The organism is Streptomyces sp. NPDC031132 (assembly GCF_055570595.1).
Map to the genome: position 1 here is coordinate 342,180 of NZ_JBVIGX010000002.1, position 15,064 is coordinate 357,243.

Consider the following 15,064-nt stretch of genomic DNA (forward strand, 5'->3'; position numbering starts at 1 on the left):
GTAAACTTCCCAGGTGAACGCCTCCGCTTCCGCCTCCGTCCCCACCACCGCCGAAACCCTGCGGTCCGCGCTGGGCGGGCTGCTCGACGGGCTTCCGCCGAAGCAGGCCACCTCCGCCGTCGAGCGGCTGATCGCCAACTACCGCGGCCGGACCCCGACCGACGCGCCCGTCCTGCGTGACCGCTCCGACGTGGCGGCGTACGCGGCGTACCGGATGCCGGCCACCTTCGAGGCCGTACGGTCCGCCCTGGACGCGCTCGCCGAGGCCGCGCCGCAGTGGTCCCCGGCCTCCCACGTCGACGTGGGCGGCGGCACGGGCGCGGCGACCTGGGCGGTGGACGCCGTCTGGGACGGCCCGCGCGGCACCACCGTCCTGGACTGGGCGGAGCCGGCGCTGGCCCTCGGCAAGGAGCTCGCGGCGTCCTCCGGCTCGGAGGTGCTGCGCGCCGCCGAGTGGCGGCGGGCCGTCATCGGATCGGGGCTGGCCCTCCCCGAGGCGGACCTCGTGACGGTGTCGTACGTACTGGGCGAGCTCACGCCGGAGGCCCGCCGGGCCGTGGTCGCCGAGGCGGCCCGCGCCGGGCAGGCCGTGGTGCTGATCGAGCCGGGCACGCCCGAGGGGTACCTGCGCATCCGCGAGGCCCGCGACCAGCTGATCGGTGCGGGGCTGAAGGTCGCCGCCCCGTGCCCGCACGACGGCACCTGCCCGATCGAGGTCGGGAAGGACTGGTGCCACTTCTCGGCGCGGGTCAGCCGGTCCTCCCTGCACCGGCAGGTCAAGGGCGGGTCCCTCCCGTACGAGGACGAGAAGTTCAGCTACGTGGCCGCGACCCGCTTCCCGGTGGAACCGGGCCCCTCCCGGATCACGCGGAGGCCGCAGATCCGGAAGGGGCTCGTCCAGCTGGAGCTGTGCGGTCAGGAAGGCGAGGGCCTGACCCGGGTCAACGTGACCAAGCGCCACGGTGACCTGTACAAGGCGGCGCGGGACGCCGACTGGGGCCAGGGGTGGCCGCCGGCGGCCACTTCGTAGCCCCGCGGCGCTACATCCGCAGCTCCTGGGTGCAGCACTTCACGCTGCCGCCGCCCTTGAGCAGCTCGCCCAGGTCCATCGGGACCGGCTCGAAGCCCCGGTCCCGCAGGGGTGCGAACAGCCCGGCCGCCGCCTGCGGGAGCAGGACGTGCCGGCCGTCGGAGACGGCGTTCAGGCCGAGGGCCGCGGCGTCCTCGGCGCCGGCGATCAGCGCGTCCGGGAACAGCCGCTCGAGCACCGCCCGGCTGCCGGGCGAGAAGGCCGGCGGGTAGTACATGACCTCGTCGCCGTCGAGCACGCACAGCGCCGTGTCCAGGTGGTAGTACCGCGGGTCCACCAGGTCGAGGCCGATGACCGGCCGTCCGAAGAACTCCTGCGCCTCGTCGTGCGAGAGCGGGCTGGAGCGGAAGCCCCGGCCGGCCAGGATGTAGCTGGCGGTGACGGCGAAATCGCCCTCGCCCTCGTTGACATGGGACGGCTCGTGGACGTCCTGGAAGCCGTGGGTCCGGAACCAGTCGAGGTGGATCTCCGCCTCGGCGGCGCGCTCCGGGTAGGCGAACCGGGCGCCGAGCACCCGGCCGTCGACGACGAGGGCGCCGTTCGCGGCGAAGACCATGTCGGGCAGCTCGGGGTCCGGTACGAGCGTCTCGACGGTGTGGCCGAGGGAGCGGTAGCGGTCCCGGAGGTCTTCCCACTGGGCGTGTGCGAGGGGCAGGTCCACCGGTTTCGTGGGATCCATCCACGGGTTGATGGAGTACGTGACCTTGAAGTGTGCGGGTGGGCACATCAAGTAGCGCCGGGGTGTGGCGTCTCTGCGCAAAGAAGGCTCCTCACGACTCACGGGAGATGTGAAGAGAATCGTCTCCCCTCCGCGCAAACCGCGCAGTGAACTGATGGGGTGATTTACGGAATGACACAAAGACGAGACGTCTCGCGTTGATAATTTGTCCGAATGAGCAACAGAACGTCCGACGGCAGACCCCCTGACCCCGCCCGCCGCAGCGACCGCTCGCGGCGGGCCATCCTCGACGCGGCGCTCGCCTTGGTCGGGGAGGTCGGCTACAACAAGCTGACCATCGAGGCCATCGCCGCCCGCGCGGGCGTCGGCAAGCAGACGATCTACCGCTGGTGGCCGTCGAAGGCGGCGGTCCTGCTGGACGCCTCGCTCGCGCTCTTCGGGGACGCGGAGACCGAGGCCGGCTGGACGGGCTTCCCGGACACCGGGGACCTCGCGGCGGACCTCAAGCTGGTGCTGCGGGTGACGGTGGACCAGTTCAACGACGAGAAGTACGACGCGCCCACCCGCGCCCTGACCGCCGCCGGGGCGACCGACCCCGAGCTGAGCGCCCGCTTCACCGAGCAGCTGCTGGAGCCGCAGCTCGCCCTGTACGAGGCACGGTTGCGGGCGGCCCGGGAGGCCGGGCAGCTCGCGGCGGACGTGGACCTGCGCGTGACGGTGGAGATGCTGGTCGGGCCCCTGACGTACCGCTGGCTGCTGCGGACGGCCCCGCTGACGCACGCTTATGCCGACGCCCTGGTGGACCGGGTGCTGGGCGGGGTGGCGAAGGTCACCGAGGACTGACGGGCGGGTGGCCGGCCGGGGACAATTGGCCGAATTTCACGGGTATGTGACGGTATTCCGCGTACCTGTCCGCCCTCGGCCGGCGCCCAACCCCCACCCCCCGGTTGGGGAGAGCGGTCACCCGGACCGCAGGATGGTGGGACCATGTGAGGGTCTGCCGGGGAAACGGTGAGGTGAGGGGATAGATGGGGTCTGAGTCCGGCCGCGTCAAACGCGGCGAGCAGAGCAGGATTTCCCAATGGCTGCGCCGGCGGCCCAAACCCTCCCCCGAAGATCCCGAGCGCGTACGCGAGGCCCTTCTGCTGGCCGTGGCCGCCGCAGGCCTGCCGCTCGCCCCCGCCGCCCACCCCGCCGGCTACCGGTGTTCGTGCGAGCGGATCGGCTGTCCCACGCCCGCGCGGCACCCCCTCTCCTTCGCCTGGCAGACGCAGTCGACGACCGACCGTGCGCAGATCGAACGCTGGGCACGCAACCAGCCGCAGGCGAACTTCATCACCGCGACGGGCATGGTCCACGACGTACTGGACGTCCCGCTCGAGGCCGGGGCGAGCGCACTGGCCCGCCTGCTGGCGGCAGGCATCGAGGTCGGCCCGGTCGCGGAATCGGGCGGTACGGGCGACCAGGCCCGGATGCTCTTCTTCACGGCGACGCGCGGGACCCCCGAGGACGAGGACGAGTGGTGGCCGTGCGAGCTGGACTGCCATCCGGAGACGATGGACGAGCATCCGGGGTTGCGGTGGCACTGCCGCGGGAGCTACGTCCTGGTTCCGCCGGCCGCCCTCCCCGGTGACCTGGCGGTGACCTGGATCCGCGGTATGGAGCACGCGCTCCCGGATCCCCTCACGCTGCTGGAAACGCTGACGGACGCCTGCGCCACGTACGCGGTGGCGTCCGACCGGACCCCTTCGGCGGCCTGGCCCCTGAGCCGCTGACCCCGGCCCTGCGGGCCGGGCCCCGCCGCCGCCTGCGCTTCGCGGCGCGCAGCGGCAACGGCTGCCGCTGCGCGGGGCCCGTCCCCGCCCCGCCCTTTCTCCGTTTCCGGGGGCGCTGCCCCCGCACCCCCGCGCCCCAAACGCCGGCGGGGCTGGATCTTCCAGCCCCGCCGGCGGGGGTGGGGAAAGGCCCCGCGCAGCGGACCCGGACCGGACCGGCGGTCAGTGGATCTGGGTGACCACGACGTCCAGGGACCACGCCTTGGCCGGCTTCGTGGGGGCCTCGGCCTCGACGACGTAGCCCAGGTCGCGCAGCGCCGTGACCAGGTCCGCCGGGGTCGCGGGGACGGCCCCGGCCACGAGCAGCTCCCGCACCAGCCGGCCCTTCGTCGCCTTGTTGAAGTGGCTCACCACCGACCGCTTCTCCACCCCGTCCACGACCTGCGAGTGCAGCACCCGCACCGTCGCCGTCCGCCCCGCCACCTCGCCCTTGGGCTTCCACGCCGACCCGTACGCCGAAGACCGCAGGTCCAGCACCAGCCCGTCCCCCGCAGCAGCCGGCATCACCGCCGCCATCGGCTCCCGCCAGTACGCCCCCAGCGCACCCAGCGCCGGCAGCTTCACGCCCATCGAGCAGCGGTACGAGGGGATCCGGTCCGTCACCCGGACCGCGCCCCACAGCCCCGAGAACACCAGCAGCGACCGCTCCGCCCGAGCCCGCGCGCCTGCCGGCAGGTCCGCGAGGCCCAGCGCGTCGTACAGCACGCCGGTGTAGATCTCCCCCGCGGGCCGGGCCACCGCGGACCGCAGCCCCGCGTTCTTCGCCACCTCGCCGCGCAGCCCCTCGCTCAGCCCGAGCACTTCGCGGGCCTTCAGCTCGTCCCCCGCACACAGCTCGACCAGTTCCGCCAGCACGGCCGCCCGCGCCTCGGCCAGTCCGGGCAGCGACAGCGTCTCCGGCGACAGGGGCGCGCCGGAGCCGCCGGCGGCCTTTCCCTCGGACGGCGGCAGCAGCACGAGCACGGTGGTTCTCCTTCAGTACGACACGGCGCAGGGGGTGCGGCCCCCGAGCCAGGGTAAGGCTCTCGCCGCGCCCCCCGACGCCACCCGCCCCAGGGCCTGTCTTTCGGATCAGGCCGGGCCCGCGGCGCTGATCCGGCCTGATCCGAAAGACAGGCCCTACGCTCGACCCATGCCACGCCGTCATATGCACATGACCGGCGCAGACGGGGCTGCCCTGCGGGCCGCGCTGCGTGAACTGCGGACGAAGCTGGACGTACCCGGGGAGTTCCCGGCCGGGGTGCTCGCCGAGGCCGAGCAGGCGGTCCGCAGTCCGCGGCTCCCGGACCTCGACGCCACCGACGTCCCCCTCTTCACCATCGACCCGCCGACCTCCCGCGACCTGGACCAGGCCATGCACCTGGCGAAGCGCCCGAACGGCGGCGGCTACCGCGTGCACTACGCCATCGCCGACGTCGCCGCCTTCGTCACCCCCGGCGGCGCCCTCGACGCCGAGGCCCACCGCCGCGTCACCACCCTCTACTTCCCCGACGGCAAGACCCCCCTGCATCCGGCCGTGCTCTCGGAGGGCGCGGCCAGCCTGCTGCCCGGCCAGACCTGCCCGGCGCTGCTGTGGCGGTTCGACCTGGACTCCGCCGGCCGCGTGGAGACCACCGAGGTCCGCCGCGCCCTGGTCCGCAGCCGGGCCAAGCTCGACTACGACGGCGTCCAGCAGGCCATCGACTCCGGGACCGCCGAGGAGCCCGTCGCACTGCTCAAGGACGTCGGCCGGCTCCGCGAGACCCTCGAGCAGGAGCGCGGCGGCGTCTCGCTGAACGTGCCCGAGCAGGAGATCGTCGCGCAGGACGGCTCGTACAGCCTCGCCTACCGGGCCCCGCTCCCGGCGGACGGCTGGAACGCGCAGATCTCCCTGATGACCGGCATGGCCGCCGCCGACCTGATGCTCGCCGCAGGCGCCGGCATCCTGCGCACCCTCCCCAGCGCCCCCGACGGGGCGGTCGGCCGGCTCCGGCGCACCGCCACCGCCCTGCGGATCGACTGGCCGCACCACATGCCGTACGCCGAACTCGTCCGCACCCTCGACCCGCACCTCCCCGCCCACGCCGCCTTCCTCCAGGAGTGCACGGCGCTGCTGCGCGGCGCGGGCTACACGGTCTTCACCGGCGGCGCGACCCCGGACCCCGTCCTGCACGCCGCGGTCGCGGCCCCGTACGCGCACTGCACCGCCCCGCTGCGCCGGCTCGTCGACCGGTACGCCGGCGAGCTGTGCGTGGCGGCAGTGGCGGGGGCCGAGCCCCCGCAGTGGGCGCTGTCCGCACTGGACGCCCTCCCGCAGCGGATGGCCGACGGGAGCAAGCTGGCCAACACGGCAGAGCGGGAGTGCGTCGACCTCGTCGAGGCGGCCCTGCTGAAGGACCACGTCGGCGAGACCTTCGAGGCGACCGTGATCGACGTCAAGGACCACGAGCCGCAGGTGGGCACGGTCCACCTGGAGGAGCCGGCGGTGGTCGGCCGCGTCGAATCGCGGTCCGCGCAGCTGCCGCTGGGCGACCGCATCCGGGTCCGGCTGACGGAGGCCGACCCGGGCCGGGCGAAGGTGCTGTTCGCCCCGGCGTGACGGGACGGGCGACCTGCCCGGCTCCGCCGGACACCGCGGGTCGCCCGCCGGCCATGGTCCGGCCGCCCGCCGCCTGTCATCATCTGCGCACCAGGTGGGGAGGGCCGGCGATGGGTTCCGTCGACAGGTCCGTACAGCCGGCCGCACCGGGCTCGCGCCCGGACGCGCCCCCGAGTGCGCCCCAGAGTGCGCCCCCGAGTTCACCTTCGGGCGCGTGCCGCCGCAGGCCCGCCGCCGCGCTGCGCCCGCACATCGTCAACTACACCGGGTTCCGTACGGAGTTCAGCGCGCCCCGGCGCAGGCTCGAGCTCCCCACCGGACATGTGACGCTCGTCTTCCCCTTCGGCGAGGGCCTCTGGGTCGGCCGGGGCGGGCAGGAGCCGCCGGCGCGTCTGCGGCCCGCCTCCGGGGCCCTGGTCAGCGGCCCGCGCACCGGCTGGGCGGTCGGCGTGCACGAGGGCGCGGTGCACGGGCTGGAGGTCAACATGAGCCCGCTGGGCGCCTACCGGCTGTTCGGCATCCCGATGGCGCACTTCGGGGAGACGCGGGTGGACCCGGCCGAGGTGCTCGGGCCCGCCGGCCGGCACCTCGGCGAGCGGCTCCGGGCGCTGGGGTCCTGGCCCGAGCGCTTCGACCTGCTCGACGCGGTGTTCACCGCCCGCCTGGAGCGGGGTCCGCTCGTCGCGCCCGAGGTGCGCGGGGCGCTGTCCCGGCTGTGGGCCGACAGCGGCTCGCTGGCCCGGGCGGCCGCCGAGACCGGCTGGAGCGCCCGTACGCTGCGTGCCCGCTTCCGCGAGCAGGTCGGCCTGTCCCCCAAGGGCGTCGCCCGGGTGTTCCGGCTCCAGCACGCGCTGCGGCTGCTGGCGGCGGGGGTGGCGCCGGCCGCGGTCGCGGTGGCCTGCGGGTACCACGACCAGGCCCACTTCGGCCGGGACGTGAAGGCCATGACCGGGCTGGCTCCCGCTCGTCTCGCGGCCCTGCGGGGCGGGCTGCCGCCGGGCTCGGCCCTGGACCGGCTGCCGGGCCGGATCACCAGCGTGCTGCTCACCGAAGGAGCCGGCCCGCCGTGACGGCCGCCGCTGCGGGCTCCTGTGAACTGCCGGTGCGTGCCGTTTTTGACAAGACAGGGCCGCCGCGGCCCGCCACGCTCGGTCTACGGCTCCTCGTCCCCCGGAGAGTCCCGACGCAGTGCGGCAGCCCGTCACGGGGGTGCGGGTTGCCGCAGTGCGGCCACCAACGTGCGCGGGTCGTCGGCGTGGAAGCGGATGGTGCGGGCCTCGGCCCGGGAGCCGAGCGGCCGGGTGAACGGGAGCAGACGGTTCAGCTCCAGGGTCACCGTGGCCTGGCTGCCCACGATCAGGTCGAGCACCCCGTCCCCGGAGAGGGCGACGAGCCGGCCCTGCGGGTAGCGCCGGTCCACCCGGACGCAGGCCACCGCGTCCGGCGGGACGGTGAGGTCGAACAGCGCCCCGTAGCGGATCCGCAGGGAGCCGTCCCGGCGGACCACGTGCGGCCGGGTCACGCAGGCCGCGTGCATCGCCAGCACCAGCAGCACCCCGTACACGTCGAGGACCAGCACCGCCCGGTGCACGGCGGGCCACGGGATCAGGACGGCCAGCGCGACGGTCTCGATGACCGACACGAACAGGAAGCCGTACGTCATGGCGGTCTGCGGCCCCGTGTACCGCGCGGCGAGCTCGCCCGCACCCACCCCGTGCGGCGGCCGGCGCAGTGCCCACCGCATCAGCGAGGCCATGGCGCGCAGCTCGTGCAGCAGCAGTTTCCGTACGGGCACGGGTACGACGGCCCGCACGGCCTCCCGCCGGGCCGTCCCGGGGTCGTCGCCGCGGCCGCGCCGGTCGGCGTACAGCCTGCCCAGCACCACGGCTTCGAGCAGCAGCACGCCGAGCACCAGCGTCTCGGCCACGGCCGAAGCCCAGCCGGGCAGCCGCACCCCGGCGACCACGCACACCACCAGAACCAGTTCCCCCGGTATGACGGCCCCGGCCGCCCACCGCGCCACCCGTACGCCGCTCATCCCGGCCCCTCTCCGTGAACGCCCCCATCACCCGGCGTACGACCTCCGCCTGCGCGGGGGCGTACTCGGCGAGCAGCGCCTGCGTGAACCCCTCGCCGGCAGGCCGCCCGCCGACCGGGATCGCCGCGAACGCCTCGTCGGGGACGGCCGCCACCAGTTCGGCGGCGAGCGCCGGGATCCGCGGGTCGTCGACCGGGGCGTCGGCCAGCTCGTCCAGCCGCTCGTACAGGGCGAGGACGGACGGATCGGCGGCCAGCGGGGCAAGTGCGGCGTAGAGCTCCTCGCCGGCGGCGCCGGTCACGTCGAGCAGCGTCAGGTGCTCGCGGTCCATCGCGGCGCTCGGCGAGGCCGTCTTCGGCGCCTCGGCGAGCAGCGCGGCGAGGGCGGGCGAGACGGGCTCGGTCTCCCCGGGCGGCGCGGCCGGCAGCACGGCGAGCCGGCGCCTGCGCTCGGCCGGCTCGGCTTCCTGCCGGGCCAGGTCGGCGTCGAGCTCCTCGAGTACGTCGGCCAGCTCGCGCCCGGCGTCGTCCGCGACGACGTCGCGCACCTCGTCGAGGCTGAGCCCGAGCTCGGTGAGCCGGCGTACGCGCGCCAGCAGGACGGCGTCGCGCACGCTGTACGCGCGATAGCCGTTGGACCTGCGCTCCGGCTCCGGGAGCAGGCCGACGTGGTGGTAGTGCCGGATGGCCCGGGTGGTGACCCCGACCAGCGCGGCGATCTCTCCGATCCGCATGCCCTCCAGTAGAAACCCTGCCGCTGCGTCAAGGTCAAGCGCGGCGCCGTGCGCGGGTAGCATGGTCACTCGCAGAACAACCGGAGCGGGCGGCCGCGTCGGGGTCCCCGGATCCCGCCGAGGAACGTCCGGGCTCCACAGGGCAGGGTGGTGGCTAACGGCCACCCGGGGTGACCCGCGGGACAGTGCCACAGAAAACAGACCGCCGGGGGCTTCGGCCCTCGGTAAGGGTGAAACGGTGGTGTAAGAGACCACCAGCGCCTGGGGTGACCCAGGCGGCTAGGTAAACCCCACCCGGAGCAAGGTCAAGAGGAGTCGTCTTCGGACGGCTCTGCGCGAACGTTCGAGGGCGGCCCGCCCGAGTTCGCGGGTAGACCGCACGAGGCCGGTGGCAACGCCGGTCCTAGATGGATGGCCGTCACCCCGGCGACCGCGAGGTCGCCGGGCGACAGAACCCGGCGTACAGCTCCGGTTGTTCTGCACTCGACGTGGCCGAAGGGCCCGTCCCCGTCAGGGGGCGGGCCCTTCGCCGTACCTCACGGCTAGCGCAGGTGGGACGTCTCGTTCAGGAGGCGGACCGAGGCGTTGCCGTCGGCGTAGTAGGCCACCGCCGAGAGGGAGGCCGCGGAGAGCTCCATCCGGAACAGGGACTCCGGCGGGGCGCCCAGGGCCAGGCGGACCAGGATCTTGACCGGGGTCACGTGCGTGACCAGCAGTACCGTGCGGCCGGCGTGCGCGGCGAGCAGCCGGTCCCGGGTCGCCGAGATCCGGCGGGTGGCGGCCGTGAAGCTCTCGCCGCCGCCCGTCGGGGCCGCCTTCGAGGAGTCCAGCCAGGCCTGGAGGTCGTCCGGGAAGCGCTCCTGCACCTCGGCGAAGGTCAGGCCCTCCCAGGCGCCGAAGTCCACCTCGCGCAGGCCCTCCTCGACGGTGACCTCCAGCCCGAGGCGGTCCGCGACGGCCTGCGCGGTCTCCCGGCAGCGTCGCAGCGGGGAGCTGACGACCGTCTGGACGGTGCCCCGCGCGGCCAGCGCCTCGGCCACCGCCGAAGCCTGGCGGCGGCCCGCCGGCGACAGCTCCGGGTCGGCGCCGCCGCTGCCGGAGAAGCGCTTCTGCGGGGTGAGGGCCGTCTCGCCGTGACGCAGCAGGACGAAGGTCGCCGGGGTCCCCATGTCGGGGCCCCAGCCCGGCGTGGTGGTCGGGGCCTGGGCCGGGGCCGCCGCCGGGGCGGGGACGTGTCCCGGGGCCGTGGGGCCGGGCTCCGCGAACAGGGCGTCGGCTCCGGCCTCCTCGCGTGCCGGCGCGGCGGCCGGCGTACGGGACGTCGAGGCGAGGGCGGCCCGTACGGCCGCGGCCCCCTTCGCCGCATCCCCCGGAGGGCCCGCCGGCTGGGCGGCCAGGGCCGCCGAGGAAGCCGACGGCTCCCACTGCCTGCCGCGCTTGCCCGCGTCCATCGCCTCGTTGGCGAGCCGGTCCGCGTGCTTGTTCCGCTCGCGCGGGATCCACTCGTACGTGACCTGCGCGCGCGGCAGGATCGTCGCCGCCTCCGCCGCGAGGGGCTTCATGTCCGGGTGCTTGATCTTCCAGCGGCCCGACATCTGCTCGACGACCAGCTTGGAGTCCATGCGGACCTGGACCACGGCGTCCGGGGCCAGTTCGCGGGCCGCCTTGAGGCCGGCGATCAGCCCCTTGTACTCCGCCACGTTGTTCGTCGCGACGCCGATGTACTCGGCGCGCTCGGCCAGCGTCTCGCCCGTCGCCGGATCGAGGACGACCGCGCCGTAGCCGGCGGGCCCCGGGTTGCCCCGGGAGCCGCCGTCCGCCTCCACGACAAACCGCGGCACCGGCGGCATCAGATGCCCGAGTCGGCCGTACGGACCAGGATGCGGCCGCAGTTCTCGTGGCGTACGACCTGGTCGCGGGGCGCGGCCTTGATCTCGTTGACCTCGGCCATGTCGAGCTCCAGGCGGCAGCCCTCGCAGCGGCGCTGGTACAGGCGGGCGGCGCCGACGCCGCCCTGCTTGACGCGGATCTTCTCGTACAGGGCCATCAGGTCGGCCGGCATCGAGGCGACGATGACCTCGCGGTCCTTGGCGATCTTCGCGGCCTCGGCGTCGAGCTCGCCGGTCGCCGCGTCACGGCGGGCGGTGGCGTCCGTCAGCTTGGCCTCGAGGGCGGAGACCCGCTCGGTGAGCCCGGTGACCCGCTCCTGCGCGCCCTCCAGGCGCTCCATCACCTCGAGGACGACGTCCTCCAGGTCGGACTGGCGCTTGGCGAGGGAGACGACCTCGCTCTGCAGGTTCGCCAGGTCGCGGGCCGAGATGCCGGCGCCGGAGTCGAGCCGCTGCTGGTCGCGGGCCGCGCGCTGGCGCACCTGGTCGACGTCCTGCTCCGCCTTGGTCTGCTCGCGGGCGGCGTCGCTCGCCTGCGTCTGGGCCGCCACGAGCAGGTCGCGCTGCTGCGTCAGGTCCTTGGTCAGGGACTCGACCTCGGTGTGCTCCGGCAGCGACTTGCGCTTGTGGGCGAGCTGAGACAGCCGGACGTCCAGGGCCTGGACGTCGAGGAGTCGGATCTGGTCGGCGGGCTCGGCGTTCAGTTGGGGGCTCCAGAGATAGAAGGGGGTGTGACGGACGGCGCGTGGGCCGTCCACGGGTCGGTGACCGTGCGCGAGACGTGGGTGCGCAGACCCCAGCCGTGGCGCTCGGAGATCGCGTCGAGCTGCGCGGCGGCCTGCTCGCACCAGGGCCACTCGGTGGCCCAGTGCGCGGCGTCGACGAGGGCGAGCGGGCTCTGCTCGCGGGCCTCGGACACGGGGTGGTGGCGCAGGTCGGCGGTGAGGTAGACGTCCACGCCGGCGGCGCGGACGGCCGCGAAGTTGCCGTCGCCGGAGCCGCCGCTGACGGCGACGGTGCGGACGAGCATGTCGGGGTCGCCGGCGACGCGGATGCCCTGTGCGGTCTGCGGCAGCCGGGCGGCGGCGCGGGCGGCGAACGCCCGCAGGGTCTCGGGGTGGTCCAGCTCGCAGATCCGGCCGAGGCCGCGGCGGCCGTCGGGGTCGCTCGGATCGGGGATCAGCGGGCCGGTGATCCGCAGGTCGAGGGCGCCGGCGAGGGCGTCGGAGACGCCGGGGTCGGCGGTGTCCGCGTTGGTGTGGGCGACGTGCAGCGCGATGTCGTTCTTGATCAGCGTGTGCACGACGCGGCCCTTGAAGGTGCCGGCCTCGACGCTGGTGGTGCCGCGCAGGTAGAGGGGGTGGTGGGTGACGACCAGGTCGGCGCCCAGCTTCACGGCCTCGTCGACGATCTCCTGCACGGGGTCCACGGCGAACAGGACCCGGGAGACCTCGGCGTCGGGATCGCCGCAGACGGTTCCGACGGCGTCCCACTGCTCGGCCCGCGAGGGGGGCCAGAGAGCGTCCAGCGCGGCGATGACTTCAGAGAGACGTGGCACAGGCCAAGGCTACCGTCCGTACGGGAGCGGCAGAGTCCGTACGGGGCCCCGGTCGCCCGGGACCCCGTACGCCCGCTCCCCGCCTCAGCACAATCGCCCCCGCCGCCACAGCCGAACCGCCGGGCGGCCACCCGTATGTGTGAAGCCGGGAAGGTCGTGCTGTTCGGGCCGAAGTGCGAAAACTAGCTTCCTCCCCGGAGGTGACGCACGGATGACTGTCTGTGCCATCGAGATCACGACGACGGCCCCGTTCACCATCGCCGCGGACGGGTCGTACGCGGCCCGGCTGGCCGGGGACGGTGAGGCCCGCTACCCGGAGCGCTGGACGCTGGCCGGGCCCGAGCCGTACGCGGTGCCGCTGCCGCTCGCGCAGCCCGAGGAGGCCGACAGCGAGGTGCTGGCGCTGGCCGACGGGCGGGTGCTGATCCACCGTCGGGTCGCGCAGCGCCACGCCTTCGCGCTGCTCTACCCGACGGGCGGTGCCGCGGCCGGACCGCGCACCGGGGAGCTCCCGCTGGGCTCGGTGCAGCCCGGGGACGACGGCGTACGGGTGTCCCTGCTGCCCCCGTCCCCGGACGGATACGGCGCCTTCGCCCTGGCCGCCTCGGACGCCGGGACCACGGTCTGGCAGGTGGCCGGCGGCGTCTTCGGGCAGGTCGCCCGGATCCCGGGGCGGTGCTCCGGCGGCGTCTGGCTCGACCGGGGCGGTCGGATGCTGGCGCTGGACCGCGAGCTGGACGGCACCACCAAGGCCGTCGCGGTGGACCTGGGCCGCGGCGGCGAGGTGTCCCCGCTGCTCCAGATCACGGAGGGCAGCGACGACCGGCTGCTGCTGGCCGACCCCGACAGCGGGCTGCTGCTGATCCGCTCGGACGCCCCGGGCGCACCGCGCCTGGGCTGGGGGGTGCTGGGCAGCTCCCTCCCGGTGCGCTTCCCGGAGTGCCTGCGCGGGGAGGCGGGGACCCCGTTCGCGGTCCAGCCGGGCCAGGCCCTGATGCCGGAGACCTGCGGGGTCGCGCTCCGGCTGGAGGACGGCGGTATCGGCCTGTGGCGGCCCGCCGACCGGCACGTCTTCCGCCTCGGCGCGCCCGACGGCTGGCTCGGCACCGGGCTGTGGAGCCGGGAGGGCCGTCTGCACCTCCCGTACGCCACCCCCGAGGTCCCGTGCGGGATCACGAGCCTGACCCTGCCGGTGTCCCCGCCGCCCCCGGTCCGGCTGGACCCGCCGGCGGCGGCGCCGCGGCCCGTACCGCTGCAGCAGGCTCCGCTGCGCTGACGCGGGGTCGGGCGGTCAGGGGATCAGCGGCCCTCGAAGGCCAGGTCGCGGGCCGCGTCGAGCGCCGTGGCCACCGCGCCCAGCAGGACCGCGTCCTCCCCCAGGCTGCTGGGCGCCACCTTCGGCCGCAGCGGTGTGAGGGTGCGCAGCGTCTGCCGGACCGTGTGCAGCAGCAGGTCGGCGTTGTGGCCGATGCCGCCGCCGAGGACGACGAGGTCCGGGTCGAGGACGGCGGAGACCGCCGCGACGGTGTGGGCGAGGCGTTCGCCCTCGAGTTCCACGGCCCGGGCGGCGGCCGCGTCTCCCGCCCGGGCGGCGTCGAAGACGTCCTTGGCGGTGAGGGGTCCGGTCATGCCGTGGGCGCGGGCCGTCTGCACCACGGCCTCGGCCGAGACGGCGTCCTCCATGCGGTCGGCCGTGCCGTCGGCCGCTCCGTCGGCTTCGGGCTCCGGCTCCCGGCGGCCCGCCCACGGCAGGAAGCCGATCTCGCCGGCCCCGCCGTGCGCCCCGGTGAACAGCCGGCCCTCGTTGACGATGCCCATGCCGAGGCCGGTCCCGATCATGACGTAGACGAAGAGCCGGCTGCCCGCGCCGACGCCGTACGTGTACTCGCCGAGCGCCGCGAGGTTGGCGTCGTTCTGGACGGCGACGGGCAGGCCGAGCCCGTCGCGGATCCGGTCGAGCAGCCCCGGGCGGCCCCAGCCGGGCAGTTGCCGGGCGTACCGGACCCGGCGCTCGTCCTCGTCGTACACGCCCGGCGTGCCGACGACGGCCTGGGTGACCTTGCCCGGGTCCAGCCCGGAGTCGGCGACGAGCCCGCGGGCGGCGGACACGGCGAGGTCGGCCATGCTGTTCGCGGTGCGGGCCTGGTTGCGGACGTCGGAGCGGGCGACGACGGTGCCGTCGAGGTCGGCGAGCGCCACGCGCAGCCGGCTCCGGCCGATGTCGAGCCCGAGGGCGTAACCGGCCGTCGGATCGGGGGCGTACAGCACGGCGATCCGGCCCCGCTCGGGCGCGTGCGTACCGGCCTCCCGGACCAGGCCGGCCTGTTCGAGGGCGGCGAGCGCGCTGGAGACGGTGGGCTTGGACAGCCCCGTCTCGCGCGCGAGCTGCGCCCGCGAGGCCGCCCCGCCGGAGCGCAGCCGGTCCCACAGCAGCCGCTCGTTGGCGCTGCGCTGCCGTCGGGGGTTCCAGGGCTGCTCGGCACCCTCGTCGCTGCTGGTCATCAGGCCATTCTCGCGCAGCAGCGGGGGCACGGACCGGTGGCGGAACGGCAACGGGGGGGGGGGGGGGGGGGGGGGGGGGGGGGGGGGGGGGGGGGGGGGGGGGGGGAGGGGGTGGGGGTGGGGGGGGGGGGGCGGCCCCACAGCAACAACTTTTTTTTTTGT

Annotated in this window: 13 protein-coding genes, 1 other RNA gene and 1 pseudogene; 7 read left to right on the forward strand and 8 right to left on the reverse strand. The window is 75.0% G+C overall.

The features are described 5' to 3' along the window. The first annotated feature begins 13 nt into the window (after positions 1-13). Positions 14-1,030 carry a small ribosomal subunit Rsm22 family protein gene (locus ACZ49B_RS04565; protein WP_468300365.1) on the forward strand — a complete coding sequence of 339 codons (1,017 nt, stop codon included), beginning with the start codon at positions 14-16 and terminating at the stop codon, positions 1,028-1,030. Positions 1,031-1,040: 10 nt separating this feature from the next. Here ACZ49B_RS04565 and ddaH read toward each other — a convergent pair whose 3' ends face one another. Beyond that, positions 1,041-1,871: a dimethylargininase gene (ddaH, locus tag ACZ49B_RS04570; protein ID WP_468300367.1), complete on the reverse strand. Its 831-nt coding sequence runs from the start codon at positions 1,869-1,871 to the stop codon at positions 1,041-1,043. A gap of 111 nt (positions 1,872-1,982) precedes the next feature. On the opposite strand from ddaH, the gene ACZ49B_RS04575 reads away from it, so the two are divergent. Together ACZ49B_RS04575 and ACZ49B_RS04580 are read left to right on the forward strand one after the other, a co-directional pair. Next, the gene (locus tag ACZ49B_RS04575; protein ID WP_468300369.1) at positions 1,983-2,612 is read left to right on the forward strand and encodes a TetR/AcrR family transcriptional regulator; all 630 of its coding nucleotides are present in this window, start codon (positions 1,983-1,985) and stop codon (positions 2,610-2,612) included. 185 nt (positions 2,613-2,797) lie between these two features. Then, positions 2,798-3,544, forward strand: coding sequence for a bifunctional DNA primase/polymerase (locus ACZ49B_RS04580; protein WP_468300371.1), 747 nt, complete (start codon positions 2,798-2,800; stop codon positions 3,542-3,544). Positions 3,545-3,766: 222 nt separating this feature from the next. On the opposite strand, the gene yaaA is transcribed toward ACZ49B_RS04580, so the two are convergent. Further along, positions 3,767-4,567 carry a peroxide stress protein YaaA gene (gene yaaA / locus ACZ49B_RS04585; protein WP_468300373.1) on the reverse strand — a complete coding sequence of 267 codons (801 nt, stop codon included), beginning with the start codon at positions 4,565-4,567 and terminating at the stop codon, positions 3,767-3,769. 169 nt (positions 4,568-4,736) lie between these two features. On the opposite strand from yaaA, the gene ACZ49B_RS04590 reads away from it, so the two are divergent. Both ACZ49B_RS04590 and ACZ49B_RS04595 read left to right on the forward strand, forming a co-directional pair. Beyond that, positions 4,737-6,182 carry an RNB domain-containing ribonuclease gene (locus tag ACZ49B_RS04590; protein WP_468300375.1) on the forward strand — a complete coding sequence of 482 codons (1,446 nt, stop codon included), beginning with the start codon at positions 4,737-4,739 and terminating at the stop codon, positions 6,180-6,182. Between the two features lie 110 nt (positions 6,183-6,292). Beyond that, the gene (locus ACZ49B_RS04595; protein ID WP_468300377.1) at positions 6,293-7,252 is read left to right on the forward strand and encodes a helix-turn-helix domain-containing protein; all 960 of its coding nucleotides are present in this window, start codon (positions 6,293-6,295) and stop codon (positions 7,250-7,252) included. A 131-nt stretch (positions 7,253-7,383) separates the two neighbouring features. Here the strand turns inward: ACZ49B_RS04595 and ACZ49B_RS04600 are convergent, their stop codons facing one another. Beyond that, positions 7,384-8,220, reverse strand: a complete 837-nt coding sequence (locus ACZ49B_RS04600; protein WP_468300379.1) for a hypothetical protein — start codon at positions 8,218-8,220, stop codon at positions 7,384-7,386. A 589-nt stretch (positions 8,221-8,809) separates the two neighbouring features. Then, positions 8,810-9,016 (reverse strand): annotated as a pseudogene (locus ACZ49B_RS04605) (MerR family transcriptional regulator); the annotation flags it as partial. A 14-nt stretch (positions 9,017-9,030) separates the two neighbouring features. On the opposite strand from ACZ49B_RS04605, the gene rnpB reads away from it, so the two are divergent. Next, an RNA gene (gene rnpB, locus ACZ49B_RS04610) (RNase P RNA component class A) lies at positions 9,031-9,432 on the forward strand. Positions 9,433-9,495: 63 nt separating this feature from the next. Here the strand turns inward: rnpB and ACZ49B_RS04615 are convergent. Genes ACZ49B_RS04615 through ACZ49B_RS04625 form a run of 3 tightly spaced genes read right to left on the reverse strand, consistent with a single transcriptional unit; the run spans position 9,496 to position 12,400 of the window. After that, a complete protein-coding gene (locus ACZ49B_RS04615) occupies positions 9,496-10,803 on the reverse strand; it encodes a bifunctional RNase H/acid phosphatase (protein WP_468300381.1) in 1,308 nt (435 codons plus the stop codon). Then, complete coding sequence (locus tag ACZ49B_RS04620) at positions 10,803-11,546, reverse strand: zinc ribbon domain-containing protein (protein WP_468300762.1); 744 nt, start codon at positions 11,544-11,546, stop codon at positions 10,803-10,805. Before ACZ49B_RS04620 ends, ACZ49B_RS04615 begins: the two co-directional genes overlap by 1 nt. Next, positions 11,543-12,400, reverse strand: coding sequence for a Nif3-like dinuclear metal center hexameric protein (locus tag ACZ49B_RS04625; protein ID WP_468300383.1), 858 nt, complete (start codon positions 12,398-12,400; stop codon positions 11,543-11,545). The genes ACZ49B_RS04620 and ACZ49B_RS04625 overlap by 4 nt, the downstream gene beginning before the upstream one ends. 211 nt (positions 12,401-12,611) lie before the next feature. Between ACZ49B_RS04625 and ACZ49B_RS04630 the strand changes: the two genes are divergently transcribed. Next, a complete protein-coding gene (locus ACZ49B_RS04630; RefSeq protein ID WP_468300385.1) occupies positions 12,612-13,676 on the forward strand; it encodes a hypothetical protein in 1,065 nt (354 codons plus the stop codon). 23 nt (positions 13,677-13,699) lie between these two features. Here ACZ49B_RS04630 and ACZ49B_RS04635 read toward each other — a convergent pair whose 3' ends face one another. Beyond that, positions 13,700-14,902 (reverse strand): ROK family transcriptional regulator, encoded by a 1,203-nt coding sequence (locus ACZ49B_RS04635; RefSeq protein WP_468300387.1) that lies wholly within the window; start codon positions 14,900-14,902, stop codon positions 13,700-13,702. Positions 14,903-15,064 lie beyond the last annotated feature (162 nt).